17 protein-coding genes and 2 tRNA genes are annotated in these 25,269 nt (G+C 68.0%); 10 read left to right on the top strand and 9 right to left on the bottom strand.

Annotated elements, in window-relative coordinates:
* Positions 1-136 precede the first annotated feature (136 nt).
* The 3 genes from ACS5PK_RS16990 to ACS5PK_RS16980 form a co-directional block, all read right to left on the bottom strand.
* Complete coding sequence (locus ACS5PK_RS16990; protein WP_439441524.1) at positions 137-1,747, bottom strand: amidase; 1,611 nt, start codon at positions 1,745-1,747, stop codon at positions 137-139.
* 223 nt (positions 1,748-1,970) lie between these two features.
* Positions 1,971-2,717, bottom strand: coding sequence for a SapC family protein (locus tag ACS5PK_RS16985; RefSeq protein ID WP_439441442.1), 747 nt, complete (start codon positions 2,715-2,717; stop codon positions 1,971-1,973).
* On the bottom strand, positions 2,714-4,015 hold the full coding sequence (locus tag ACS5PK_RS16980) for a hemolysin family protein (protein WP_439441441.1): 1,302 nt from the start codon (positions 4,013-4,015) through the stop codon (positions 2,714-2,716). The genes ACS5PK_RS16985 and ACS5PK_RS16980 overlap by 4 nt, the downstream gene beginning before the upstream one ends.
* 118 nt (positions 4,016-4,133) lie before the next feature.
* Between ACS5PK_RS16980 and ACS5PK_RS16975 the strand changes: the two genes are divergently transcribed.
* Entirely contained in the window at positions 4,134-4,961 is an 828-nt protein-coding gene (locus tag ACS5PK_RS16975) for a symmetrical bis(5'-nucleosyl)-tetraphosphatase (protein ID WP_439441440.1), read from the top strand.
* Between the two features lie 15 nt (positions 4,962-4,976).
* Here the strand turns inward: ACS5PK_RS16975 and ACS5PK_RS16970 are convergent, their stop codons facing one another.
* Positions 4,977-5,870, bottom strand: a complete 894-nt coding sequence (locus ACS5PK_RS16970; RefSeq protein ID WP_439441439.1) for a LysR family transcriptional regulator — start codon at positions 5,868-5,870, stop codon at positions 4,977-4,979.
* 152 nt (positions 5,871-6,022) lie between these two features.
* On the opposite strand from ACS5PK_RS16970, the gene ACS5PK_RS16965 reads away from it, so the two are divergent.
* The 3 genes from ACS5PK_RS16965 to ACS5PK_RS16955 all read left to right on the top strand — a co-directional run bounded on the left by ACS5PK_RS16965 (position 6,023) and on the right by ACS5PK_RS16955 (position 7,660).
* A complete protein-coding gene (locus ACS5PK_RS16965; RefSeq protein WP_439441438.1) occupies positions 6,023-6,664 on the top strand; it encodes an FMN-binding negative transcriptional regulator in 642 nt (213 codons plus the stop codon).
* Positions 6,665-6,783: 119 nt separating this feature from the next.
* Positions 6,784-6,873, top strand: a tRNA-Ser gene (locus tag ACS5PK_RS16960).
* Between the two features lie 262 nt (positions 6,874-7,135).
* Positions 7,136-7,660, top strand: a complete 525-nt coding sequence (locus ACS5PK_RS16955) for a hypothetical protein (RefSeq protein WP_439441437.1) — start codon at positions 7,136-7,138, stop codon at positions 7,658-7,660.
* Here ACS5PK_RS16955 and ACS5PK_RS16950 read toward each other — a convergent pair.
* The 4 genes from ACS5PK_RS16950 to ACS5PK_RS16935 all read right to left on the bottom strand — a co-directional run bounded on the left by ACS5PK_RS16950 (position 7,644) and on the right by ACS5PK_RS16935 (position 12,988).
* Positions 7,644-8,777, bottom strand: coding sequence for a DUF484 family protein (locus ACS5PK_RS16950; protein ID WP_439441436.1), 1,134 nt, complete (start codon positions 8,775-8,777; stop codon positions 7,644-7,646). The two genes, ACS5PK_RS16955 and ACS5PK_RS16950, sit on opposite strands and share 17 nt — an antisense overlap.
* Positions 8,778-8,867: 90 nt before the next feature.
* A complete protein-coding gene (locus ACS5PK_RS16945) occupies positions 8,868-10,847 on the bottom strand; it encodes a hypothetical protein (protein ID WP_439441435.1) in 1,980 nt (659 codons plus the stop codon).
* Between the two features lie 117 nt (positions 10,848-10,964).
* Positions 10,965-12,218: an HD-GYP domain-containing protein gene (locus tag ACS5PK_RS16940; protein WP_439441434.1), complete on the bottom strand. Its 1,254-nt coding sequence runs from the start codon at positions 12,216-12,218 to the stop codon at positions 10,965-10,967.
* A 128-nt stretch (positions 12,219-12,346) separates the two neighbouring features.
* Positions 12,347-12,988, bottom strand: coding sequence for a c-type cytochrome (locus ACS5PK_RS16935; protein WP_439441433.1), 642 nt, complete (start codon positions 12,986-12,988; stop codon positions 12,347-12,349).
* A gap of 88 nt (positions 12,989-13,076) precedes the next feature.
* On the opposite strand from ACS5PK_RS16935, the gene ACS5PK_RS16930 reads away from it, so the two are divergent.
* Both ACS5PK_RS16930 and ACS5PK_RS16925 read left to right on the top strand, forming a co-directional pair.
* Positions 13,077-13,919 carry an AAA family ATPase gene (locus ACS5PK_RS16930; RefSeq protein WP_439441432.1) on the top strand — a complete coding sequence of 281 codons (843 nt, stop codon included), beginning with the start codon at positions 13,077-13,079 and terminating at the stop codon, positions 13,917-13,919.
* A 90-nt stretch (positions 13,920-14,009) separates the two neighbouring features.
* Positions 14,010-16,058: a S9 family peptidase gene (locus tag ACS5PK_RS16925; RefSeq protein ID WP_439441431.1), complete on the top strand. Its 2,049-nt coding sequence runs from the start codon at positions 14,010-14,012 to the stop codon at positions 16,056-16,058.
* 9 nt (positions 16,059-16,067) lie between these two features.
* Here ACS5PK_RS16925 and ACS5PK_RS16920 read toward each other — a convergent pair whose 3' ends face one another.
* Complete coding sequence (locus tag ACS5PK_RS16920) at positions 16,068-17,372, bottom strand: sensor domain-containing phosphodiesterase (protein ID WP_439441430.1); 1,305 nt, start codon at positions 17,370-17,372, stop codon at positions 16,068-16,070.
* Between the two features lie 120 nt (positions 17,373-17,492).
* Between ACS5PK_RS16920 and ACS5PK_RS16915 the strand changes: the two genes are divergently transcribed.
* The 4 genes from ACS5PK_RS16915 to ACS5PK_RS16900 all read left to right on the top strand — a co-directional run bounded on the left by ACS5PK_RS16915 (position 17,493) and on the right by ACS5PK_RS16900 (position 24,906).
* Positions 17,493-18,680, top strand: coding sequence for a vWA domain-containing protein (locus tag ACS5PK_RS16915; protein ID WP_439441429.1), 1,188 nt, complete (start codon positions 17,493-17,495; stop codon positions 18,678-18,680).
* Positions 18,677-20,545, top strand: a complete 1,869-nt coding sequence (locus ACS5PK_RS16910) for an autotransporter assembly complex protein TamA (protein ID WP_439441428.1) — start codon at positions 18,677-18,679, stop codon at positions 20,543-20,545. The genes ACS5PK_RS16915 and ACS5PK_RS16910 overlap by 4 nt, the downstream gene beginning before the upstream one ends.
* Complete coding sequence (locus tag ACS5PK_RS16905) at positions 20,542-24,732, top strand: translocation/assembly module TamB domain-containing protein (protein WP_439441427.1); 4,191 nt, start codon at positions 20,542-20,544, stop codon at positions 24,730-24,732. The genes ACS5PK_RS16910 and ACS5PK_RS16905 overlap by 4 nt, the downstream gene beginning before the upstream one ends.
* 99 nt (positions 24,733-24,831) lie before the next feature.
* Positions 24,832-24,906, top strand: a tRNA-Arg gene (locus ACS5PK_RS16900).
* Positions 24,907-25,269 lie beyond the last annotated feature (363 nt).

The raw sequence follows: 25,269 nt of genomic DNA, 5'->3' as shown, positions 1-25,269 counted from the left end.
ACAGGGTTAACACCGCATTCGCAGGGATTTATCGGGTCTTCCATGTGGGCGGAATGCCACGTTCGCCAAGCCCGAATTCCCCACAAGGCAAGGACTGACCCTCAGCCCCCCCCGACTCAGCCCCTGCCCACAGCCTTCAGTCCCTCAGGAAGGCCGGCAGCACGCGCCGGCGGCTGGCCTGCTCATAGGCATAGGCCAGCCCCAGCAGCTTGGCGTCCTGCCAGGCCAGCCCGCCAAAGGACAGCGCCGCTGGCAGGCGCGCCGCCATGCCCATGGGTACGGTGACGTGGGGGTAGCCAGCCACCGCGAACGGCGTGGTGAAGCCCCCAGCCGTGAAGTGATCGCCCAGCACCGGATCGGTCAGCCAGGCCACGTTGCCGGTGGGCGCCACCACGGCATCGAGCTGGTGCTCGGCAAAGAGCGCGTCCAGGCCCTCGGTGCGCGCATAGCGGCGATTGGTGGCCAACGCCTCTCGGTACACGGTGGACTCCAGGCCCTCCGTGGTCTCGGCCTGTTCGAACAGTTCCTGGTCGAAGAAGGGCATCACCGTACCAGCGTGCTGGCGGTTCCAGGCGATCAGCTCGCCGAGGTTTCTGACCGGGGCATCCGGCTGGAATTCGGCCAGGTAGTCGCGCAGCCCAGCCTTGAGTTCATGCATCAGCACGGTCAGCTCGGTCTCGGCGTACTTGGCCTGGTGGGGGATCTCCAGTTTGTCGACCAGGACTGCGCCCTGCTGGCGCAGCACCTCCAGGGCCTGCTCGAAGAGGGCCATGACCTGAGGCTGGGGCGGCATGGCGGCGCGGATGACGCCGATGCGCGCGCCCTTCAGCGCGTCCTTGCGCAAAGCGCCCTCGAAATCAAGCGCCGCACCCGGGGGCAGGTCTTGCGTGGCGGCATCATGGCTGTCGCGACCGGTCATGGCCTGCAGCAGCAGCGCAGCATCACGCACCGAACGCGTCATGGGGCCTGCGGTGTCCTGGGAAGCGGCGATGGGAATGATGCCGTCCCGGCTCAGCAGCCCCAGGGTCGGCTTGAGGCCGACGACGCCGCAGATGCTGGCTGGCGAGGTGATGGAGCCATCGGTCTCGGTACCCACGGCCAGGGCACACAGGCCGGCAGCCATGGCCACGGCGGAACCGGAGCTGGAACCGCTGGGATTGCGGTTCAGCAGATAGGGGTGGCGGGTCTGGCCGCCGCGGCTGCTCCAGCCGCTGGTGGACCGACTGGACCGGATGTTGGCCCATTCGCTGAGATTGGTCTTGCCCAGGATCAGAGCACCAGCTTCACGCAGGCGCTTGACGATGAAGGCATCCCGCTTGGCATGCAGGCCGGCCAGGGCCAGCGACCCGGCCGTGGTGGCCATGCGATCGGCAGTGGCAATGTTGTCCTTGATCAGCACGGGGATGCCGTACAGCGGTCCGCGCTCAGCCTTGTGCCTGTCAGCATCAAGCTGGCGGGCATGGTTCAGGGCATCTGGATTGAGCTCGATCACCGAGCGCAGCTGCGGGCCACGGCGGTCCAGCATCTCGATCCGGTGCAGGTAGTGCCGGGTCAGGCGCTCGCAGCTCAGCTTGCCGTCACGCATGGCGGCCTGCAGCTCGCGTACATCCATCTGGTCCCAGGGCGCATTGAGCCCTGGCGACTGCGCGGCGGGCCTGGGCGCGGGCGATGCCTCGGCATTGCCCAGGGCCGCTGTCAGCGCAGCGCTCAAGGGCAGGGAACCCGCGACAAAGCCGCGGCGGCTCAGGATGTTGTTCATGTGCCTGTCAACCCCCAACGAAAAGGGACGCTGGATTCTGACAGCGGCTTGTGACAGCAGCCTCGGTACAAGCCCCACGGATGCAACAAGGCCGCACAGGCCGTCGACCGGCCCACGGCTGTCTGCCGGGACAGGCGCTACCCATGAAAAAGGGGCAGGTCACCCTGCCCCTCACGCCGTCGTGACCGCGCTGCAGCGGTCAGACGCTGTTTCAGTCCTTGCGCGCCAGTTGCAGCTGGGCCAGGCGAGCCATATTGCCCAGCGAGACGCGATGCATTTCCAGCAGGGCCAGCAGGCCGTTGCGGTGCAGCCGCACAACGGTGGCGTCGTCCAGCTCGGCCAGCTTCTTTTCGTCCACGGTCATGAAACCGTCCACGTCGACCTTGTTGCCGGCCTCGTTGCTGGACTCGAAGCGCATGTCCTGCAGGATGCCCAGCTCGACAAGCTCATGGCAGGCCGCGCGGGTGCGCTCGGTCTCGCGCTCATAGCTCTCGACGAAGTTCTTGGCATTGACCAGGAACTCGCTGGCCTGGCCGTCGGCGCCGAACAGGGGCGAGCCCGCGGTCTCGGAGAAGCCTTCCCATTGCTCGTCGATGCACAGGGCCATGTTCCCCTGGTCGTCGATGTGGGCCATCATGAAAGGATAGCGGCGCACATAGGCCGGCGCGTAGTCGGCCGTCCACTTGCCGTCCTGAATGAACAGGTTGTGCCCGGGCTTGAGGCCCAGCACGGCCAGGGGCGCCACGGACTGCTTGCCGCCATCCTTGGGCGCTTCGCCAGCGCGGACGAAGACAATGGGGAACTCCTTGCAGGCCTCAGAGAACTCCACGGTCGTCAGGAACATGGAGTTCAGTTCCTTGATCTTGTCCACGGTGGACAGATCCGTCCGCAGGTGCAGCTTCTTGTGGGCCTCGCGGTCCAGGGGGACAACGCTGCCAAACATCGGGGGGGTGCTCATTCTTTCTCTCCGTCTTCTGCCAGTCGGCTGACCAGCACTTTGTCCACACGCTTGCCATCGAGGTCCACGACCTCGAATCTCCAGGCGTTCCACTCCACCACATCGGCCGTGCGCGGCAAGCGCCCCAGCAGCAGCATCACCATGCCGGCCAGGGTGTTGTAGCGCCCACGATCCTCTTCGGGCAGTTCCTTCAGGCCCAGGCGATCCTTGAGCTCGGGCACTGGAATCAGGCCGTCCATCAGCCAGCTTCCATCCTCGCGCTGCACCGCCCAGGCATCGCCATCGCCGGGCGCGTTGAACTCGCCGGCAATCGCTTCCAAGACATCTCGCACAGAGATCACGCCCTGCACTTCACCGTATTCATCGACCACGAAGACCAGCGGGGCATTAGACGCCCGGAAGTGCTCCAGCAGTTCCATGCCCGACAGGGTCTCAGGCACAAAGACCGGCGGCTCCAGGTCCTCGCCCAGGGCCAGGTCTTGCCCGGCCAGCACGCGGGCCAGCAGGCCCTGCGCGCTGGCAATGCCCAGCACATCGTCCAGTCCGCCACGGCAGACCGGGTAGCGGCTGTAGCCATGGGCCTGCAGCATCTTGAGCACGGCCTCCGGCCCGTCGTCTACATCCAGCCAGGCGATCTCGGCACGCGGGATCATCATGGAGCCGATCTGGCGCTCGTCCAGCCGGAACACATTGCGCACCATCTGGTGCTCATGCTCCTCGATGACGCCGGCGTCCAGGCCTTCCTCCAGGCTGGCGGCGATCTCCTCCTCGGTCACGCTGCGCTGTGCCTTGCCCCGCAGGCCCATGAGACCAAGCGTGGCCTCGGTGCAGAAGCTCAGGAAGCGCACCAGAGGCCGCGCCACCACGGACAGGAACTCCATCGGCCGCGCCACCATGCGGGCCACGGTCTCAGGGTAGATCTGCCCCAGCCGCTTGGGCACCAGCTCCCCGAAGATGATGGTCACCACCGTGATGATGAGCACCACGAGCGCCGTGGCCGTGATTTCCACGGGCCGGTCATGCAGGGGCGTGACCGTCTTCAGCCAGGCCGCCAGCGGCGCGGAAAAGGCTGCATCGCCCACGATGCCGTTGAGCACCCCGATCGAGGTGATGCCGATCTGGACAGTCGAAAGAAACTTGGTGGGGTCGTCATGCAGGTCCATGGCGGCCTGCGCCCCGGACTCACCCGACTCCACCAGCACCTGCAATCGCGCCTTGCGACTGGCCGACAAGGCCATTTCAGACATCGCGAAGAAACCGTTGAGCAGCAGCAGAAAGAGAAGTAAGGCGGTATCCATGGAGAGCGCCGGACGGCAGAAGAATTCCAGGGAAAACCCTTGCCGGACGCGATAAAACCAGTCGAAGCGCGCAAGCGTAGCAGAAGCCCGAGACGTTTCCGACCGCACAATCCCGGTGATGAACTACCTGATCGGTGACCTGCAGGGCTGCTGCGACGCGCTGGAGCGCCTGCTGCAGACCCTGGATTTCTCTCCCTCGCGGGATCGCATCCACTGCCTGGGCGACCTCGTCAACCGCGGCCCCGCCTCCTTGCGCACCCTCAGGCGCCTGCAGGGCCTGGGCGATGCCGCGCAATGCCTGCTGGGCAACCATGACCTGCATCTGCTGGCCGCAGCCCACGGCGCGCGCAAGCCCGGCAAGAGCGACACCCTGCGCGAGATCCTGGACGCCCCGGATCGCGCGTCATTGCTTGACTGGCTGCGCCAGCAGCGCCTGGCCGCTGAAGCCCAGGGCTGGCTGCTGGTCCATGCGGGTGTGGTCCCCCAGTGGGACCGCAGCGACACCCTGTCACTGGCTGCCGAGGTCGAGGCCCTGCTGCGCGGGCCGGACCTGCCCGACTTTCTCCAGGAGATGTACGGCAACGAGCCGGATCGCTGGCATGAGGGTCTGCGCGGCACGGACCGCCTGCGCTTCATCATCAACGTGCTCACCCGCATGCGTTTCTGTTCAGCCGATGGGCGGTTGGAGTTCAAGAGCAAGGATGGCGCCGACGTGGCCCCCGCCGGCTTCATGCCCTGGTTCGAGGTCCCCGACCGGCGCAGCGCCGGCCAGCCCATTGCCTTCGGCCATTGGTCCACGCTGGGCCTGGTGCAGCGGCCAGACCTGCTCGCGCTGGACACCGGCTGCGTCTGGGGTGGCTCGCTCAGCGCAGCGGCGCTGGACGCACAAGGCCTGGTGCGGGACATCATCCAAGTCCGCTGCCCACAGGCCCAGAAGCCAGGCTGACGCCCCGGGGCCACATCAAGCACCGCGCCCCTCGATCAGGTCCAGCAGGGGCCTGCTTCCCTCGTACAGGGCGTCCAGCAGCAGGCGGATGCGCGGCACCCTGCGCAGTTCCGGACGGGTCAGCAGCCACAGCTCGCTGCGCCAGTGCCTGGGCGGATCAAAGACCCGCCGCAGCTCAGGGTCGGTATCGCCAAGAAAGCAGGGAATGGCCCCCAGGCCCAGCCCCTGGCGGACGAACTGGTGGACATGAACCAGCGAGTTCGTGCGGATGCAGACCTGTTGCCCCAAGCCCTGCTGCTCCAGCCAGCGCGCGGAATCCAGGTGGGCGAGCGCCTCATCGACGCCGACCCAGGGCAGGGTATCCAGCTGGTCTGCCTGAACACCGCCCAGGCGCTTTGAGGCATAGACCGTGGAGGCCACCCAAGCCAGGCGCCGCCCCACCAGGGACTCCGGCAAGACCCCACCCGTGCGCAGGGCCACATCGGCGTCACCGTGCTCCAGGTCGGTCAGTGTGCTGCTGCTGCAGACCTGCAACTGGACCTGGGCCCGGCTCCGGTAGGCTGCCAGCAGGGCGGGCAGCGGGCCGCTCATCCATGTGTCCCCCACGCTCAGCCGCACGAGACCGCCCGGCCATGCCTGGCGGCTTCTGACCTTGTGCGTCAGCGTCTGCACGTCCTGCGCCATGCGCTGCGCCAGCGCCACCACTTCCTGGCCTGCGCTGGTGGGTCGATAGCCCGCCCGCCCACGCTCGAAGAGGCGCACGCCCAGCTGGCGCTCGGCGGACTGCAGGCGCCGGTACAACGTGGCGCTGCTGATGCCGAGCTGCCGAGCCCCTGCGTCCAGCCCGCCGGCCTTGGCCAGTTGCGCAAGCATGCGTAAGTCATCCCAGGCAAGCGTGGGGTCCTTCATGCCGACTCCTTCATCCCCGCCGCCCCGTGGCTGGTTACGGGAGGGTGTTCATCCAATGGCAATTTTGCCAGGCTGACTTGCAGTTCTGCTGTTCCTTGAGCAAGGTCCGGCATCAAGAATGGGGCCATTGCCGACCTCAATGGACTCCCGCCATGAACAATCCCGAGATCTTTCGTCCCCGCCACGCCAGTGAAATCGATCGTCTGGTCGCTCGCCACCCCCTGGCGCTGGTCATCAGCAGCGAGGGATCGCACATCGAGGCTTCACCGCTGCCCCTGGTCCTGCAGCGCAACGCCCAGGGCGAAGGCGTGCTGATCGGCCACTTTTCGCGCCACAACCCACAGCTGGCGCTGATCCGCCGCCAGCCCCTGGCCCTGGTCGCCTTCAGTGGTGCGCAGGGCTACATCTCCACCAGTTGGTTCCGCGACCGCCGCTACGCCCCCACCTGGAACTACGAGGCTGTCCACATGCAGGTCCACATCACGCTCCAGGATGACGCCGACGCCGCCGCAGCGGCCCTGGACACGCTCATTGCCCATGTGGAGGCGCCCTTCCCCCGTCCGTGGCACAGCAGCGAGATGGGTGCCCGCAAGGCCCAGCTCGCCCAGCACATCGTGGCTTTTCGGGCCCGCATCCTGGACACCCAGGCGCAATTCAAGCTCGGCCAGGGCGATCCGGCCGATGTGATGGCAGACACCTATGCCGGGCTGGAACGCCATGGCAAGCACGAACTCGCCCTGGCCATGCGGCGGCGCGAACTGCTGGAGTCCTGCCCGCCGACCTGCGGCGCGTAGGCCTGATCCGGCCCCACAGCTCGGCAGGCCGTTTTTGAAGGCTAGAATCCGCCTCCAGCTGTTGGAAACAGCACCCTGCGGCGCAAGGCACCAGCCTTGAAATTGACTGAGGGTTCATGGGAAGTGTGGCCGAGTGGTTTAAGGCACTGGTCTTGAAAACCAGCGACGGGGTGACCCGTCCGTGAGTTCGAATCTCACCACTTCCGCCAAGAGCACGGCTTTGTGGCGGACTCGGGCGACGCGACCGTCCCCAGCCTGATCACCGTCGGCTCCCCGCCGTCGGTTCATGGCGACGAGAGTGCCCAGCACCGCTGCGGACCGCGCCTCTCGCCAGCCCCTCTGCTGGCCCCACGCCACCCCGCAGACGCGTTCCTGAGGGCGCCGCCAACAATTCACGAGGCAGCCTCCTGCAGCGGCGCTAGCATGACCGGGGCCGTATCGTGCGGCTGACGCATCGCCGCAGTTTCAAGCATGCAGAGCCACCGCCGTCCCCTGGCTTTTCTTTCCGGTTTCGCCCTCTACGTGGGTGGTTTGGCGGCAGCCATGGCAGCCACCTCGACGCCGCTGAACTGGCTGCTGGCCGGTCGCGCGGACGGCTTGGCGGTGACGTTGCGACTCCTGGGCCTGGCCTTGCCCTCCCTGCTGCTGGCCATGGCTTGGACCTATTTCAGCCTGCGCGCGCGCCAGCGCAGCCGGCGCAGCAGCTGGCTCTGGTATCGCATCGGCATGGGTGTGGCTCTGGTGTCCACCTTCACCGCAGGCTTCTTCGCCCTGGCTCAGCTGGATGCCACCAAGGTCTGGTCCTCCTTCACCCTGCTGACCTCGGCGCGCATGCCGCCGTTCTGGGGCCTGCAGAACAGCCTCGCCATCTTGGCAGGCGCCTGGCTGGGCCATCGCCTGCTGCCGGCCCGAGTGTCGACACGAGCCCCCATCCCCCGCCAGGGAGACCGCCCCGGCGCAAGCGCGACGGACCCGGGCCTCAGCCGCCTGGATTGAAGGCCTGGCAGGCGCCCGGCCCGGCCATCACGATGCGATTGCGCCCCTGGGCCTTGGCGCCATACAGCGCCGCATCAGCCGCAGCCACCAGGCCGCTGGCCAGCACCGGGAGCTGGGAGCTCGGCAGCAGCTGCGAGAGCAGGGCCAGGCCCGCGGACAAGGTCACGGGCAGGCGCACGCCATCGGGCAGCTCGACGCAGGTCTCGCACAAGGCCCGGCGGATGCGCTCCGCCGTCTCCAGCGCATGCTCGTCCGGGCAGCGCGGCAGCAGCACCACGAACTCCTCGCCGCCATAGCGGGCAATGGTGTCGCCGGCCCGCAGTTGCTGCCGGATGCGTTGGCCCACTTGGCGCAGCACTTCATCGCCCACCGGATGACCATGGCTGTCGTTGATGCGCTTGAAGTGGTCGACATCCAGGAAGAGGCAGGCCAGCCCATGGCCGTGCCGCTGAGCCTCGCCCACCTCGATGGGGCAACGCTGCTCGAAGTAGCGGCGGTTGTGCAGGCCAGTCAGGACATCGGTGATGCCAGCCTGGCGCAGCCGTTCCTGGTTGAGCACGTTGTCCAGGCAGATGGCAACGACGGCGGCCAGCCGCTCCAGGAACTCGGTGCCGGCATCTGCCTCATAGCGCCTGGCATCGCGGCTCGCGAACTGGAGACTCCCAATCAGCTGCCCCTGACGCACCAGGGGCAGCAAGGCACAGGAAGCCAGGCCGGAAGCGCGTTCCGGCCCGAACAGGGAGGCATGCCGCCAGGGCTGGAACTGACCCAGCCGCGGCCTGTGCCCCAGCTGCAGCAGCAGAGGCTGCTCCGAGCCCGTGTTCAGCAGCTGAAGACCCGGCAGCGTGGCGCCGCGATCCACGCCCGCCTCGTCCAGGCAGCGTTGCAGATCGCCGCCGGCATCCAGCAGGCACAGGCCCACGGCATCCAGCTCGAAGCTCTCGCGGTAGTCCTGCAGAACGACGCTCAGCAGCTCCAGGAGGGAGCCGGCGCCGATGAGCGCATGCTCCAGGCGCTCGAAGCGCCTGAGCTTCTCTTCATTGCTGCGCGCCTGCTGGAGCAGGGCCTCCAGGCGGCGGCGGAGCTGATCGTTCTGGGCTTGGAGCGCCTCAAGCATGCGGTAAAGAGCCTGGGGGATGTACGGCCGTGGCCAATGAGGCAACTGTAGCGGCATGCGCTGCAGCCACCCGGGACAAGCCGGCAGGACTCAGTAGTTCAGCACGAAGCGGCTGTAATAGCGACGCCCCAGGGAGTCCGCGGCGACAAGCCACAACTCGCTGACCGTGGGGGTCAGGCCGCCCGGCAAGACGCTTGCGCCCAAGGCCTGCTCGGTGCTGACCGGCAGGGCCAGCTTGAGTTCTCGCAAGGAGGGCGTGCCCGCGCTGGCGGCCTGAACGAGCCGGATGCTCAGCATGCGCATGTCCGGATTGGCTTCGGCCCATTTGGCCCAGCTGTACTTGCGACCGGTGACCAGCTGGCGGCCCAGCAGCACGCTGCTGCTGCTGAGGTCGTCGATCATCGGAAAGCGGCTGCTCGCCGGGCTGGCGGGCACGTCGGCACGCAGGAAGGCGGGCTGGGTCTTGGGCGTCCCCCCCGTCTGCGTGAAGGTGGTGCTGTACTTCGCTGCGCGCAGGGCATCGGCGCCGCCTATCCAGCCCACGCTGTCCTGCAGAAGGGCAAAGTCCGTGGCCTGGCCAGTCGCCGTGGTGCTGGTGGCGCCGGGGATCTTGCTGATGCACATGCGGGGCCGGGCGCAGTAGGCCATGGCAATGGCAAAGCCATTGGGGGTCTGCACAACGCCGCTGTCGAGCGCGCCGGTGATCGGGGCGTCCAGCGTCTGGCCCTGCAGGTCCAGCTGCACGCCGACGCGAGGGTTCGCCGCGCTGCCGGCTTGCAGGCTGCCGTCGCCGCCAAAGCTGGCCACCGCCACGGGCAGGACATTGAATTCCAGATTGCGCCCATTGCCGTACAGGCGCCAGGACGGAACGCCCGCTGTCGTCGACTTGAGGTAATTGACCGTGGTCTGGAAGATGTCCAGCACCTTGCCGGTACTGTCCGTCACGTAGGCGCTGACCTGGACGCGGGTGCAGTTGCCGGAACTGAGTACATCGTCCAGGCAGGCCACGAGCTGGAAACGCCCCAGTTGCAGGTTCTTGCTCGCCAGGTCCGCGAAGTACAGGGCCATGGAGACCTTGTCACGGCTGTCGTTGACGGTGAAGGCCGAGAGCAGGCTGTGGGTGCTGATGGCACTGGCCGACAGGCCCTGAGCCAGCATCTTGTTCAGCGCGGCGGGGAGCTCGTCCAGGCTGGCGGCATTGGGCAATACGGTGCTGGCGCCGCTGGTGGCCTTGAGCGTGCTGGTGACCGCGTTGAGTGGCGCAGCGCTGCTGCCCTTGGCCAGCTCGGTCTTCAGCGCCGGCAGGTCCACCACCACTTCCTCTGGCGCTCCTGGCCGGAGCTTGTTGGCCAGCACCAACTGCGGCACGCCGGCGCTGCTGCTCCCCAGATCCACCCGCAAGGACTCGACCAGCAGATCCTGCGGCCCCTTGTTGGCGGCGAAGCTGGCATCTCCCAGCAGGTCCAGTGTGGCGGCATCGGTGATCTTGGCGTCACCGATATTGGTCTTGATGAGGGTCTTGAGGAAATCAGCGGCGGCACTGAGCTGCGTGCTGATCAGAGCCACGGCGCTGCTGTTGCCCGCCACGTCCTTGAAGACGGTACGGGGCGCATGACCCAGTGTCAGGGCCAGCAGGGCCTCGCTGAGCGGCGAGACGTTGGCCACCATGGCCGAGGCGGCCTTGGGCACGGCAGAGTGCAGCAGCACCATGTCGCCCTGGGCGCTGAGGCCGCGCACCTCGACCAGCAAGGGTGCCTGGGGGTTCTGTTTGCTGAGCGTGATCTTGTAGCTGCCGTCGGCGGGATGGGTGCTGCCCGTCCCCACCGTGGCTCCGCTGGCGTCCAGCACAGTGACGCGGGCCGAGCCCAGTGGCGCACCGGTCGCGGCCACGCCGCTGAGCACGGGGGGCGTGCTGCTGCCCGAGCCCGTGTCGGTGCCGCCGCCCCCTCCCCCACCACCGCCGCAGGCCGCGAGCGACAGGGCCAGCGCCCAGCAAGCCAGACGACGAGCCGGGCGCGCAGGCGCTGCGGACACGAAGGAGCGGGGGAAAAACGGGAGGTGGGCGGGCATGATCGGCAGGGCCATCGTCAGAAGACAGATGGAGGCAGTATCCTGGCTGCGATCGCCCTTCTAAGGGCTCAAAAGCACCGCTAAACGGCCGATAAAGCGCGTCTTGCCTACCTGGACTCAGGCCTGGCCCGGGGCCTTCATCCAGAGCTCGTCCAGATGCTTGAAGCCCCAGTCGGAGGGATTCTCGCGGGAGACGATGCGGTCGGTGGCCGAAGGCAGGTCCAGGTTGACCAGCTCGGTGGGAATGGGCAGCTGCGACTTGGTCGAGAAGAAGACCCGCACCAGCGGTGCTGTCAGGCGCACGGGGCTCTGCTCCACGACCACGGCGAGCCGGCCGGAATGCAGCTTCACCAGTGTGCCCACAGGATAGATGCCCACGCTCTTGACGAAGGCCTGAAACACCACCGGGTCGAAATGACCCGTCCACTGCGCCATGCGCTGGATGGAACCGGCGGGGTCCCAGGCATTCTTGTAGGGACGCGTCGAGGTGATGGCGTCATAGACATCGCAGACGGCACCCATGCGGGACAGCAGCGAGATCTCCTCGCCCTTGAGCTTCTTGGGGTAGCCGGAGCCATCGATCTTCTCGTGATGATGGAGACAGACGTCCAGCGCCGAGGACGGCACAGCGCCGCCCTCCAGCAGCATCTCGTAGCCTCGCACCGGGTGCGAGCGCATGACGGCGAACTCGTCGTCCGTGAGCTGCCCTGGCTTGTTGAGCACATCTATGGGCATGGCCATCTTGCCCACGTCGTGCAGCAGGCCGGCCAGGCCGGCCTCGCGCATCTGCGCTTCGTCCAACCCCATGTGCCGGGACAGCGACACCATCAGGGCGCAGACCGCCACCGAATGCATGTAGGTGTAGTCGTCCTTGGTCTTGAGCCGGGCCAGGCTGATCAGGGCGGACGGATTGCGGGACACCGAGTTGGCCACCTCCTCGACCAGGGGGAGGCACTGCTCGGCGTCAATGGCCTTGCCCAGGCGGGCTTCGCCGAAGAGATTGATGACGGCAGCACGCGAGCGGCTGACGATTTGCGCGGCACGCCCCATCTCGTCGTGCAGGCTTGCTCGCGCGCCGGGCGGCGCTGGCACGGGTGCAGGTGCAGGGGCCGCGACGGGCTGCGCCTCCTGCGGCCTGGCGGGCTCAGGCGGCAGCGTAGGCATCTGCAGGGGCTCGACCTCCTGGGTATCCAGGCCCTTCTCCACATCGATCCACACCGCGACCACGCCGCTCTTGAGCAGGGCCTCGACCTCGCTCTGCTCGCGCAGCACGAACTTGGTCTTCCAGAAGGGATGGGACAGCCATGAACCTTCCATGGACTGCAAGAACATGCCGAGCCGGACTTGCTGGGTCGGTATTCTTTTGAGCATGTGTGGAAGGTAGGGAGCGGGACCGGGAACTGCCGCCCAGTATCGATGGTGCCCCCTCCGATGAAAAGCCAAATCGGACACAAAAAAGCCGCCTAGCAAGGCGGCTTGATCCGAAGCGGCGAGATCGCTCAGCGCATCTTGCTCTGGGGCACCGTACGCAGCTCGCCATTGAGCGAGCCCAGGTACTTGGCGATGGCCTTCAGCTCGGCATGGCTGAACTGCTTGACCTGGCCGGCCATGATGGCGTTGCCGCGGCCCACATAGGGATTGCCCTCGGTCTGGTAGGACTTCAGCGAGGCATAGAGGTAGTCGGCGTGCTGGCCGGCCAGCTTGGGGTAGGCGCCGTCAATGGGCTTGCTGAAGTTGGCGCCGTGGCAGGAAGCGCAGGCACCCTTGTTGAGCAGCGCGGCCACGTTGGCGGGAGCGGCAGCGGCGTCACCGGCGGCGGGCGCCTGGGCCTGCTGCTCATAGAAGGCGGAGATGTCAGCGATGTCCTGCTCGCTCAGCGACTGGGCGATGCCGCGCATGGTCGGGTGCTTGCGCTCACCCTTGGCATAGGCGGTCAGGGCGGCGGCGATGTACTTGGCGTTCTGGCCAGCAATCATCGGCACCTTGTGAATTTCGGGGAAGGTCGCCTGGTAGCCGGGGATGCCGTGGCAGCCGATGCACATGGCGATCTTCTTCTCACCCGCCTTGACGTCCTGCGCCTGTGCGCCGACAGCGGTGAGGCCAGCGAGAACGGCGAAGGTGAGCTTCAACAGTTTGTTCATGGTCCCGAAGTTCTTGATCTGACACCGGGGCGCATTATAGGGACGGACCTTATACTGGTTTGCAGGCTTACCCGCATTGATCCACAGCATGAAGTTCCAAGGCTCCGAGCAGTACGTCGCCACCGCCGACCTGATGTTGGCCGTGAATGCCGCCATCACCCTCAAACGCCCCCTGCTGGTCAAGGGCGAACCCGGCACTGGCAAGACCATGCTGGCCGAGGAAGTGGCCCAGAGCATAGGCCTGCCGCTGTTGCAGTGGCACATCAAGAGCACGACCAAGGCACAGCAGGGCCTCTACGAGTACGACGCCGTCAGCCGCCTGCGCGACAGCCAGCTGGGCGACGAGCGCGTCAAGGACATCCACAACTACATCGTCAAGGGCGTGCTGTGGCAGGCCTTCGAGGCTGAACAGCCCGTGGCCCTGCTGATCGACGAGATCGACAAGGCCGACATCGAGTTCCCCAACGACCTGCTGCGTGAACTCGACCGCATGGAGTTCTACTGCTACGAAACGCGGCAGATGATCAAGGCCAAGCACCGCCCCCTGGTCTTCATCACGTCCAACAACGAGAAGGAGCTGCCGGACGCCTTCCTGCGCCGCTGCTTCTTCCACTACATCAAGTTCCCCGAGGCCGAGACCATGCAGCGCATCGCCGACCTGCATTTTCCCGGCCTCAAGAAGGAGCTGCTGGCCGCGGCGCTCAAGACCTTCTACGACGTGCGCAACCTGCCCGGCCTCAAGAAGAAGCCCAGCACCTCCGAGCTGATCGACTGGCTCAAGCTGCTGCTGGCCGAGGACATCCCCGTCGACGTGCTCACCGCGCAGGACGAGAAGGTCGCCATCCCGCCCCTGGTGGGCGCACTGCTGAAGAATGAGCAAGACCTGACCCTCTTCGAGAAGCTGGTCTTCATGCAGAGCCGCAACCGCTGAGCGCGGGCGCGCTCAGCCGCTTCCCCGCCTCGCCCCTACACTGCGGCCCGGTGCGCACACCGGTGTGCCGCATGACGAGGAGCAAGGCGTATGGCCGCGAGCAAGACCTTCAGCATTGAGGCCCTGTGGGCCATCGAGCGCCTCGGCGCACCCAGTCTCTCGCCCGACGGCGCACAGGCGGTGGCCAGCCTCACGAGCTACTCGCTGGAGAGAGACAGCAGCCAGAGCAGCCTGTGGTTGCTCTCCACCCTGGGCGGCGAGCCGCGCCGCCTGACCCAGGCGGGCGACAAGGACAGCAGCCCGCGCTGGAGCCCGCAGGGCGAGCAGATCGCCTTCCTCGCGCGGCGCGAGCACGAGGGCGTGCGGGACGAGAACCCGCAGCTCTACCTCATCGCCCCGGACGGCGGCGAAGCCCGGCGGGCGACGCAGCTGCCGATGGGCATCGAGGCCTTCAAGTGGTTCCCGGACGGCCGGCACATCGCCTTCGTAGCCTGGGTCTGGCCGCAGCTCAAGGGCGCGGCAGCGCAAGCGAAGGCCTGGGCCGGGCACAAGGCCCGCAAGGCCAGCGGCTACGTGACCTCCGAGGCCTTGTACCGTTTCTGGGACCATCACATCCCCATGGACCGTGTGCCGCACCTGCATGTGCTGGACACCAGGACCGGCAAGGTACGAGATCTGTTCGAAGGCACGCGCTGGGAACTCAGCCGCGCGGAGCCTGACGCCGACTGCTTCGACATCTCCCCGGACGGCCGCCGCATCGTCTTCGCCTTCGACCCCTTGCCGGACAAGCGCCTGGACCACTGCTTCGCGCTGGCCGAGGTCGAGGTGCGCAGCCGGCAGGTGCGCACCCTGCTACAGGAGGAGGGCTGGCATCTGCATGCGCCGGTCTACAGCCATGCCGGCCACCATCTCGCCTTCCTGGCCTGCCATCGCGGCCTCAAGCACACCATGCCCGACCAGTTGGGCGTGCTGGACACCCACGGCAACTGGGCCGTGCTGTCCGAGGACTGGGACCGCGAGGTGCAGGCCCCGCTGCGATGGGACGAGGACGACCTGGGCCTGCTCTTCTGCGCCGAGGACGAGGGCCGACGCCACCTCTGGCGCTTCGACGTCAAGACCTGCGCCGCCTTCACCCAGTTCGAGGGCGGTCACGCCGCGGCCTTCGACCTGCAGGCCGGCACCCTCGTCGTGCTGCATGACAGCGCCGAGCATCCGCCGCGCTTGAGCGTGATGGACGGCGAGAGCGCCCTGCGCATGGAGTCCTTCAACGACGCCCTGCTCCAAACCCTGCGCATGGGCCGGGTCGAGCCCGTCGCCTTCAAGGGCGCCCAGGGCGACGATGTCCAGATGTGGCTGACCTACCCGCCCGGCTTCGACGCCAGGCGCAAGCACCCGCTGCTGCACCTGATCCACGGCGGCCCGCATTCGGCCTTTGGCGACATGTGGCACTTCCGCTGGAATGCCCAGCTCTTCGCTGCCCAGGGCTATGTGGTGGCCTGCGTGAACTACCACGGCTCCTCGGGATACGGCCAGGCCTTCAAGGACGCCATCACCCAGCGCTGGGGCGAGCTGGAGCTGCAGGACATCGAGGCCGCCACCGACTGGCTACTGAAGAAGCCCTGGATCGCGCGCGACCGCGTCTTTGCCAGCGGCGGCAGCTACGGGGGCTACATGGTGGCCTGGATGAATGGCCATGTGGAGGCCGGCCGCTACCAGGCCTATGTCTGCCATGCCGGCTGCTATGACTGGCAGGCCATGTTCGCAGACGACGCCTACACCTGGCATGCCCAGGAGCTGGGCGCCTGGTACTGGGACGACCCGGCGCGCGTGGCAGCCCAGAGCCCGCATGCCTTTGCCCATCGCATGCAGACGCCCACCCTGGTCATACACGGCGCCCAGGACTACCGCGTGCCGGATGCACAGGGCCTGGCCTACTACAACACCCTGAAGGCGCGTGGGGTCGACGCCCGGCTGCTGTGGTTCCCCGACGAGAACCATTGGGTGCTCAGGCCGCAGAACAGCGCACTCTGGTACCGCGAGTTCCAGGACTGGCTGGCAGCACATGACCCGGGCCGGCGCGGCGCGGGGCGCCTCTCACGGCGCCCGTCATCACGTCCGCAAAGCCGCAAGAAGGCCTGAGCCGGCGCCTCAGCGGGCACCGGGGCGCGGGCGGTCGAGCCCGCGCTCGTCGCTCTCGCCCCAGTCCACGTCGGCACAGAGCACGCGCAGGCGCGCGTCCTGCCAGAAGGCCAGGGACAGGGTCACGCACATGCGCGCGCCATGCAGGCTCAGGTAGGGCCGCGTCACCTGCAACTCGCCCACCGAGGCCATGGCTCGGCGGAAATAAGGCCGGCGCGACCAGCGCGCATCTCCCGAAGCGTCCAGCGGCGCGAAGCGCAGGTCCGGCCGGTCCTGCTGCACGTCCGGATGGACGCGCATGCCCAGGTCATGCCCGTGCTCGTCCAGCAAGAAGCACAGCTGGGCCCCCTTGATGGCAAGAAAGCCCTGGCAGGCCTGGTCCAGTCTCTCCCCGGCCTGCAGGCGGGCCATGGCGCCGAGCACGGCATGGCGAAAGGGCTGCAGGCGCTCGTCATCGCGCTCGCGGCCCAGCATCTGGCGGTCCTCGATCAGGTCCCAGAAGCCGTCGATGGTGGGATTGGCCTGGGGTTCCAGCAGGTCTGGGGCCGGCCGCCCCAGGCCAAAGCCCTGCAGCAGGTCCACGTCGGCGTCCAGGGCCAGTTGCATGTCGTCGCGGCCCTCGATGCCTTCCTGCAGCACCAGGGCGCCGCACTCGTGCAACAGGGCCACCATCTGCGCCATGATGCGGGCGATGCGCGGCGAGGCCAGGGCGCGCCGGGGCAGGCTTTTGTCCAGCTTCACGATCTCGGGCTTCATGCGCCAGACGCGGTCGAAGTTGGAATGCCCGGCGCCGAAGTCATCCAGGGCCAGCAGGCAGCCGGTGGCGCGCGCACGCTCGACGGCCTCCTCGAACAGCGCCCCCTGGGACATGATCTCCTCGGTGACCTCGAACACCAGGCGGTGCATGGGCAGGCCCAGCTGCTCGACGGTGTTCACGGCCCGGGCCAGCATCGGCGCCTCGCGGGCGGCCCTCACGAAGACTTCCGGGTGGATGTTGAGGAAGAGCCAGCAGTTGGGCACCGCCTGAGTCACGAAGTTGTGGACATGCAGCAGCCGGCACAGGCGGTCCAACTGCAGTTGCTCGTCCTCACTGGCGCCTCGTGCAAACACCCGGGCGGGATCAAGCACTTCCCCCGTCGGCAGGGCAAAGCGGGCCAGCGCCTCGTAGCCCACGGGACTGCGATGCGGCAGGCTGTAGATGGGCTGGAACTGGCTGCTGATGCGCAGCCCCTGGTGCTGCGCCACCCAGCGCCCGTCCTGCTCCTGGATGGCGGCATAGAGGGCCTGCATGGTCCGCTCCACATCCTGGTTCATGGCGCTTCCGGCAAAAATCGATCCCTGGATGCTAAGCCCCTGCCTTGCGTCAGGCTTGCGGCGTGGACTGCAGCGGGCGCCGCTCTGTGGATAATCACCGCGAGACTCCTACTGCCTGCCATGCTGATCCAGTTCTTCTACACCCTGCGTGCCGCCAAGCTGCCTGTCTCGGTGAAGGAGTACCTGACCCTGCTGGAGGCACTGAAGCTGGGCGTGCTGGACGCCGAGGACGGCGGCCCCACGGTCGACCGCTTCTACTACCTGGCCCGCACGACGCTGGTCAAGGACGAGGCCCATTTCGACAAGTTCGACCGCGCCTTCGCTGCCTACTTCAAGGGCGTGGAGCTGCTCACCGACTTTGCCCGCGAGTTGCCCGAGGAATGGCTGCGCAAGCACCTCGAGCTGGAACTGACGCCCGAGCAGAAGGCCGAGATCGAGAAGCTGGGCTGGGAACAGCTGATGGAGACCCTGCGCCAGCGCCTGGAAGAGCAGAAGGAACGCCACGAGGGCGGCAATCGCTGGATAGGCACGGGCGGCACCAGCCCCTTCGGCGCCTATGGCTACAACCCGCAGGGCATCCGCGTCGGCCAGGACCGCGGCCGCAACCGCAGCGCCGTGAAGGTGTGGGACCAGCGCGCCTACCGCGACTACGACGACAACCTCGAGCTGGGCACCCGCAACATCAAGGTGGCCTTGCGCCGCCTGCGCCGCTTCGCCCGCGAGGGCTCCGAGCTGGAACTGGACCTGGACGACACCATCCACAAGACCGCCGCCAACGCCGGCATGCTGGACATCCGCATGATCCCGGAGCGGCACAACAAGGTGAAAGTGCTGCTGCTGATGGACGTGGGAGGCACCATGGACGAGCACATCCACCGCGTGGAGGAACTCTTCTCTGCGGCCAAGAGCGAGTTCAAGCACCTGGAGTTCTATTACTTCCACAACTGCGTCTACGACTTCATGTGGAAGAACAACCGCCGCCGCTTCGCCGAGAAGATGCCCACCTGGGACGTCATCCGCAAATACAACAAGGACTACAAGCTGATCTTCGTGGGCGACGCCACCATGAGCCCCTACGAGATCCTGCAGCCCGGCGGCAGCGTCGAGTACAACAACGAGGAGCCTGGGGCCGAATGGCTGCAGCGCCTCACGCATGCCTTTCCCAAGTACGCGTGGATCAATCCCGAGCCGCAGGGCGTCTGGCAATACCGCCAGAGCATCTCCATCATCCAGCAGCTGATGCACCAGCGCATGTTCCCCCTCTCCATCACGGGGCTGGAATCGGCGATGCGCCTGCTGAGCAAATGAGGGTGGTCCTGCGCGCGATCGCGGCCCTGGGCCTGAGCCTGCTGCTGAGTGCCTGCAGCACGCTGGGCAGTCTGCCGGAAGTGCTGGGCGGCAAGCCCCGGCCGGCGGCGGCCGCCACCACCCGGCTCAAGGCCGCCTACCGCCTGGACATCCGGGCCAGCGGCGAGGTGCAGGAGCTGCTTTCCCGCCACCTGGACCTCGCCCGTTTCCAGCAGATTGCCGAAAGCGACAGCCTCAGCCCGGTGGAGCTGGACCGCCTGGCCGCCGTCGCGCCCGAGCAGGCCCGCAGCCTGCTGGAGACGCTGGGCTATTTCGACGCCCACGTCGAAGTCCAGCGCCAGGTCAACGCCGACCGTACCCAGCAAGACCTGACCCTCATTGTCGACCCCGGCCCGCGCAGCGTGGTGGGCGATCTGGACCTGCAATTCGAAGGCGAGATTGATGCCGAAGCCGGACGGCCCGACGCGCCGCGGTCCCTGGCCCTGCAGGCCGAGCTGCGGCAGCTCTGGCCTTTGCAGAAGGGCCGCGCCTTCACCCAGGCCGCCTGGTCATCGGCCAAGTCCACCGTGCTGGCAAGGGCGCGTGCCCAGGGCTATCCCCTGGCCCGCTGGGCCTCCACCGACGCCGAGGTCGATACCGAGGCGCGCCAGGTGAACCTCCGCCTGCACCTGGACAGCGGCCCCCTCTTCCGCCTGGGCAGCCTGCAGATCGAAGGCTTGCAGCACCAGTCGGAAGACTCCGTGCGGCGCCTGGCCGGCTACGCAACCGGCGAGCCCTATACCGAGCAGGCCCTGCTGGACTTCCAGGAGCGCCTGCTGCGCACCCAGCTTTTTGACGGCGTCAGCGTGGACATCCAGCCGGAGGCCGCGCAGGCCGCAGCGGTGCCGGTGCGGGTGAGAGTCAAGGAGGCGCCGCGCCAGCAGGCCACCACCGGCATCGGCTACAGCGCCATGAATGGCTACAACGCCAGTGTCGAGCACCTGCATCGCCTGCCTGCAGGCCTGCCTCTGCGAGCCCGCAGCAAGGTCCAGCTGGGCCAGCTGCTGCGCACGGCGGAGTTCGAGCTCAGCTCCCATCCCCAGCCTGACATGCAGCGCAACCTCGGTTCGCTGCAGTGGGAGCAGGACCTCAACAACGACAAGAACATCCGCACCCTCAGCGCCCGCGTGGGCCGCCTGCGGGAGGCAGGGCATGACGAGCGCCTGGTCTTTGCCGAGATGCTGCGCTCCATCGAGGCGGACGATGAGGGCGCATCGCTACGCTCCGGGGCCTGGTCCGGCAATGTGCAGTGGACCCGCCGCCGTCTGGACAGCCTGCTGCTGCCCACCTCGGGCTACACCGCCCAGCTGCTGCTGGGTGCCGGCCGTGCGGACAACAACGCCCCCAGGCAGGACAGCGGCGCCTTCGGCCGGGTGCGGCTCAAGATCGAGTACTTCAAGCCCCTGCCTTCGGGCTGGTACCTCAGCGCCCGCACGGACCTCGCCCAGATCATCGCCTGCGACAAGGTCGGGCTGCCCGCCAAGATGCTCTACCTGGCCGGCGGCGACGACTCCGTCCGGGGCTACGCCTACCAGAGCCTGGGCATAGACAAGGACGACGGCAGCCCCCTCAGCGGTGGCCGCAAGCTCTGGACGGGCAGTCTTGAGGTCGCCCGGCCCGTGATGGACAGCCTGCCCATGCTGTGGGGCGCCGCCTTCATCGATGCCGGCAATGTGTCCGACCGCTGGCAATCCCTGCGGCCGGTGGTGGGCTATGGTGTCGGCGCGCGGCTGCGAAGCCCCGTGGGCGCGCTGCGCCTGGACCTGGCGCGCGCGCACGAGACCGGCAAGTGGCGCCTGCACTTCAGCGTGGGGATCGCCCTGTGAGCGACGACAACAAGAACGCAGCCCCCTCGCCCGCTCCACAGCCACCCAGGCGACGCCTGGGCCGTTGGCTCGCCTGGGGTCTGGTCCTGCCTGGCCTGCTGGGCGCCACAGCCCTGGGCGGTGTCTGGCTGATGGGCACCGAGGCCGGCACCGCCTGGCTGCTGAGGCAGGCGCCCGCCCTGATCAGCGCCGATGCCCCACAGGGGCGCCTGCTGGGCGATTTCTCCGCCCGGCAGCTGCGCCTGCACCTGCCTGGTGGCACGGACCTGCAGTTCGACGGCCTGCGCTGGCAAGGTCTTCGCCTGGGCTGGCACGAGTCGCCCCAGTTCTGGGCGCGGCTGGACGCCGACAGCCTGCGCGCCGACCGGCTCGAGGTCCGCTGGAAGCCTTCTGACCAGCCCAGCGCGCCGCTCACGGACCTGCGCCTGCCGCTGTCGGTCCAGGTGAACCAACTGGCTGTAGGGCAGTTGGACCTGCCGACGGCGAAGGTACAGCTCACCCAGCTGGAAGCCAGCGTCAAGCTCGGTCAGCTGGATGGCAGGCAGCAGCAATCGCACGAGATCCAGCTGCACTCCCTGCGCTGGCAGGCCGTGCAGCTGAAAGGTGGGATGCGTGCCCAGGCGGACGGCCCCATGGCGCTGCAGGCCCATCTGGAGGCCAGCGGGCAGTTGCCCCAGGGCCGGGCCTGGCAGGCCAGGCTGCAGGCCCAGGGCCCGCTGCTGGACCATGCCCTGAGCCTGGACTTCGAGGCCGCCGGTCAGTCCGTGGCCTTGCAGGCTCGGGCCCGTCCCATGGCCGACTGGCCCCTGGCGGGCCTGCAGGCCACGCTCAAGCAATTCGACCTGGCGGCCCTGAATCCCGAATGGCCGCGCACGGCCCTCAGTGGTCAACTGAGCCTGGAGGCCCAGCAGTGGGAGCGGCCGGCCGACCTCAAGGGGCTGATCACCAACGCCCTTGGCGGCCCCTGGGACCAGCAGCGCCTGCCCGTGGCACGGCTGCAGGCCGATCTCCAGTTCGCGCCAGCGCACTGGCAGTCCCTGCTGGTCCGCAAGCTGGAGCTGGGCCTGGTGGATGCCAAGGGCGAAGCGGCAGGCAGCCTGCAGGCGCAGGGCCAGCTGAGCCCGGACCAGGCCTCCGACCTGCAACTGCGCCTCAATGGCCTGCGACTGGATGCCCTGCACAGCCAACTGCTGGCCCTGGCACTGGACGGCCAGTTGCGGCTGCGTCGCGACGCACCGCCGGCACAGAGGCCCAGCCAGGCACCCGCCCAGAAGTCTGCGCCCACGGCGCCCCTGCCCTGGCTGGACCTGGAGGGCCAACTGAGCACCCGCCTGGCCAGCGCCGGCGTCAAGCCCCTGTCCACGCCCCAGCTGCAGCTCAAGGCCCAGCTGAGTGAGCAGGGCCTGCGCTTGCATCGCGCCGAACTGAGCGCCGGCAAGGCCTCGGCCAGCGTGCAGGGCGAGTGGATACGACAGCAGCAGGGCGACTGGCAGGCCCGCCTGCAGGCCCAGAGCCAACAGCTGGACCCCAGCATGCTCTGGAAGCCGGCCGCCTCTGGCTCGGCCCCACACAGTTTGAATCTGCAGTTGGCCGCCCAGTTGCATCGCAGCGCCGGCAGCCCCTGGCCTCAGGGCGAAGCCAGCCTGCGCCTGCTGCCCAGCCAGTGGGCGGGCCAGCCGCTGCAGGGCCGGATCCAATACCTGCGCGATGAGCAACCAGCCCGGGTACTTCTGAGCCTCGAGCAGGAACGCAACCAGCTGCAGGGTGAGATCCAGGGCCTGGAAGCCCGACGCCCTGAGGCCCGGCTCCAGTTGCAATGGCCCCGCCTGGCCGCCCTCGACCCCCTGCTGGCTGCCTTGGCCCCCGGCGTGACCCTGGAAGGCGGGCTGCAGGGCGAGCTGGCCCTGCGCGGTCAGACGGTGGCGGCCACCAGCGCCAGATCCAGGTCACCGTCCCAGTCGCCCTCGCACTGGACCTGGACCAGCCAGGGTCAGTTGACCCTGCAGCAGCTGGTGGTGCGCCAGCCTGACCGGCTGCTGCGGCTCGATCAGGGCAAGCTGAACTGGCAGCTGGGCACTGCGCTTGCGGACGCCCTGGTTGTGTCGCTGGACGCAGGGCCCCTGCGCTTCATCCAGGCCCGGCGCAGCCTTCAGCTGGAGGGCTTGCAAGGCCGCCTGAGCGGCAGCTGGGCCCATCACCAACTGCAGCTGCAGGGCCAGGGTCGGCCTTTGGGCCTGGTGGCCGGTGAGCCGCCCTTGCCGGGAGCCGCCCTGCTGCTGGCCCTGGACGGCCAGCTCAATGCCTTGCCCTGGGGCCTGTCCGGTGTGCCCGAACCCTTGGACTGGCGCCTGAGCCTGCAGCAGGCCCGGCTGCGCCCTGTGCCCACCACCAGCCAGGACCCCTGGGTGCAGATCGAGCCCCTGCAAGCTCGCCTGTCACTGAGCCCGGAGGCCCAGCTGATCAGCGCAGAACTGCAGGAGGGCCGGGCCAGCCTGGCCGGCGGCCAGGCGCGCCTGCACTGGAAGGAAGTTCGCTATCAGGCGCCCCAGAACAGCGGCGCGCCGCCTGTGCTGCAGGTGGACGCGCAGCTCGAGCCCCTGGCCCTGGCGCCACTGCTGGCGAAGGCGCAGCCCGACTTCGGTTGGGGCGGAGACCTCCTGGTCGACGGCCATCTGCGCCTGGACACCCGCCAGGGCACGAAGCTCAGCTTCGAGCTGCAGCGCCTCGACGGCGACCTCAGCGTGACCGAAGACCGCGGCGTGCAGCGCCTGGGCCTCACCGACTTCGGCTTGCGACTGCAGGCGAACCAGGGCCTGTGGTCCCTGACCCAGGCCCTGGCCGGCAGCAACCTCGGCGGGCTTGGCGGCAGCGTCGTCACCCGCACGGACCCGCGCGCCCTGATGCCGCCGCTGGATACGCCACTGGAGGGCACGGTGCAGGCCAACGTCGCCAACCTGGCCACCTGGGGCGGCTGGATCCCGGCCGGCTGGCGCGTCAGCGGCGCCATGACTGCCGGCTTCATGCTGGGCGGCACCCTGGGCGATCCACAGCTGCGCGGCCTGGCCCAGGGCGAAGGCCTGGCGCTGCGCAATCCGCTGCTGGGCGTGGATGTGCGGGACACCCGTTTCCAGCTGTCCCTGGAGGGCACGCATGCGCGGCTGCAGCAGTTCAGCGCACGTGCCGCCGAGGGCGAGCTCAAGCTCAGCGGCGAGGCCCGCCTGGGCGCACAGCCGGACCTGCAGCTGGACCTGCAGGCCGAGAAGTTCGGCCTGCTGACCCGCCTGGACCGTCGCATCATCGCCAGCGGCCAGGGCAAGCTGCACCTGACGCCGGCCAGCGTGGACGTCCAGGGTGCCTTTCGCGTGGACGAGGGCCTGTTCGACTTCAGCAAGGGCGATGCGCCCACGCTGGACGAGGACGTCCGCGTGCGCCGGCCTGTCGTGGCGTCCACGGCGGTGCGGCGCGACAGCCCGCCCATGAAGGTCGCCGTGCAGCTGGACCTGGACCTGGGCGAACAGATGAAGCTGCGCGGCCGCGGACTGGACACCCGGCTGACAGGCCAACTCAAGCTCCAGCACAAGGAGGGCAAGCCCAGCCTCGTCGGCACCGTGCGCACAGAAGGCGGCACTTACGATGCCTACGGCCAGAAGCTGACCGTGGAAAAGGGCGAGATCCTCTTCACCGGCGTGCTGGACAACCCCCGCCTGGACGTGCTGGCCGTGCGGCCCAACACCGACATCCGCGTGGGAGTGACCGTCGGCGGCACGGCGATCAACCCCCGCATCAAGCTCTTTTCGGAACCCGAGCTACCCGAGACCGACAAGCTCTCCTGGCTGTTGCTGGGCCGCGGCCCCGATGAACTCGGCCGCGCCGACACCGCCCTTCTGCAGCGTGCCGCCCTGGCCCTGCTCAGCGGCGAAGGCGAATCGGCATCAGGCAGGCTGATGAAGAACCTGGGGCTGGACGAGCTGTCCGTGTCCCAGGGTGCCCAGGACGACACGCGCGGGGCCATCGTGCGGGTGGGCAAGCAGCTCTCCAAGCGGGTCTACGTGGGCTACGAGCGCGGGCTGAACGCCACGACGGGCAGTTGGCAGCTGATCTACCGCGTTGCCCAGCGCTTCACCCTGCGCGCCCAGAGCGGGGAGGACAGCGCCCTGGATCTGATCTGGCAGTGGCGCTGGCAGTGAGGCGCCGGGCGACTGTCAACCGGCCTCGCCAATCCCGCCGCTCAGTCATGCGACAATCCGCGCCGCTTCGCTCACCGCATCCTGCGGCGCGGGCCGGTGCTCCCCGTAGTTCAATGGATAGAACGGCCGCCTCCTAAGCGGCAAATACAGGTTCGATTCCTGTCGGGGGGACCACATCGGGCGTTGGCCCGGCAGCACCTCACCCCAGCCCTTCAGGCCCATCAGGCGCCTGGAGGGTTTTTGTTGTGTGTCCCAGCCGCTGTCACGCCGGCCCTGCCTTCCCTGGCCCCGCACGGGCCGCCCGTGTGATTTGCAACATCCGCCCGCCCCTGACTTTCCGCACAGCGCCGCCGGCAGGCGCACCATGGACACCAAGCCGCCATCCCGAGGCCGCTGATGGAGCATGCGATGGTCATGAACTGCTGGGAATCCGGGCGAAGGCCAGGCTGCAAGGCCCTGGCGCTGCCAGGCGTCGCGTGCAACCCACGGCGGGGGGCGGCATAAACCCCTGATCTGGGCGCTTCGGGCCCTGCTCAT

Origin of the sequence: Roseateles sp. DB2 (assembly GCF_051857535.1) — a bacterium.
GTDB lineage: Bacteria > Pseudomonadota > Gammaproteobacteria > Burkholderiales > Burkholderiaceae_C > Roseateles_B.
Note: the sequence above shows the minus strand (reverse complement) of the source record. Positions and strands in the feature narration are given on the sequence as shown.

What these genes read in the sequence shown, in the direction of transcription:
- ACS5PK_RS16985 (WP_439441442.1), bottom strand. Translation starts at nt 2,717, where the DNA reads ATGAGCACCCCCCCGATGTTTGGCAGCGTTGTCCCCCTGGACCGCGAG.
- ACS5PK_RS16980 (WP_439441441.1), bottom strand. Translation starts at nt 4,015, where the DNA reads ATGGATACCGCCTTACTTCTCTTTCTGCTGCTGCTCAACGGTTTCTTC.
- ACS5PK_RS16975 (WP_439441440.1), top strand. Translation starts at nt 4,134, where the DNA reads ATGAACTACCTGATCGGTGACCTGCAGGGCTGCTGCGACGCGCTGGAG.
- ACS5PK_RS16970 (WP_439441439.1), bottom strand. Translation starts at nt 5,870, where the DNA reads ATGAAGGACCCCACGCTTGCCTGGGATGACTTACGCATGCTTGCGCAA.
- ACS5PK_RS16965 (WP_439441438.1), top strand. Translation starts at nt 6,023, where the DNA reads ATGAACAATCCCGAGATCTTTCGTCCCCGCCACGCCAGTGAAATCGAT.
- ACS5PK_RS16955 (WP_439441437.1), top strand. Translation starts at nt 7,136, where the DNA reads ATGCAGAGCCACCGCCGTCCCCTGGCTTTTCTTTCCGGTTTCGCCCTC.
- ACS5PK_RS16950 (WP_439441436.1), bottom strand. Translation starts at nt 8,777, where the DNA reads ATGCTTGAGGCGCTCCAAGCCCAGAACGATCAGCTCCGCCGCCGCCTG.
- ACS5PK_RS16945 (WP_439441435.1), bottom strand. Translation starts at nt 10,847, where the DNA reads ATGCCCGCCCACCTCCCGTTTTTCCCCCGCTCCTTCGTGTCCGCAGCG.
- ACS5PK_RS16940 (WP_439441434.1), bottom strand. Translation starts at nt 12,218, where the DNA reads ATGCTCAAAAGAATACCGACCCAGCAAGTCCGGCTCGGCATGTTCTTG.
- ACS5PK_RS16935 (WP_439441433.1), bottom strand. Translation starts at nt 12,988, where the DNA reads ATGAACAAACTGTTGAAGCTCACCTTCGCCGTTCTCGCTGGCCTCACC.
- ACS5PK_RS16930 (WP_439441432.1), top strand. Translation starts at nt 13,077, where the DNA reads ATGAAGTTCCAAGGCTCCGAGCAGTACGTCGCCACCGCCGACCTGATG.
- ACS5PK_RS16925 (WP_439441431.1), top strand. Translation starts at nt 14,010, where the DNA reads ATGGCCGCGAGCAAGACCTTCAGCATTGAGGCCCTGTGGGCCATCGAG.
- ACS5PK_RS16920 (WP_439441430.1), bottom strand. Translation starts at nt 17,372, where the DNA reads ATGAACCAGGATGTGGAGCGGACCATGCAGGCCCTCTATGCCGCCATC.
- ACS5PK_RS16915 (WP_439441429.1), top strand. Translation starts at nt 17,493, where the DNA reads ATGCTGATCCAGTTCTTCTACACCCTGCGTGCCGCCAAGCTGCCTGTC.
- ACS5PK_RS16910 (WP_439441428.1), top strand. Translation starts at nt 18,677, where the DNA reads ATGAGGGTGGTCCTGCGCGCGATCGCGGCCCTGGGCCTGAGCCTGCTG.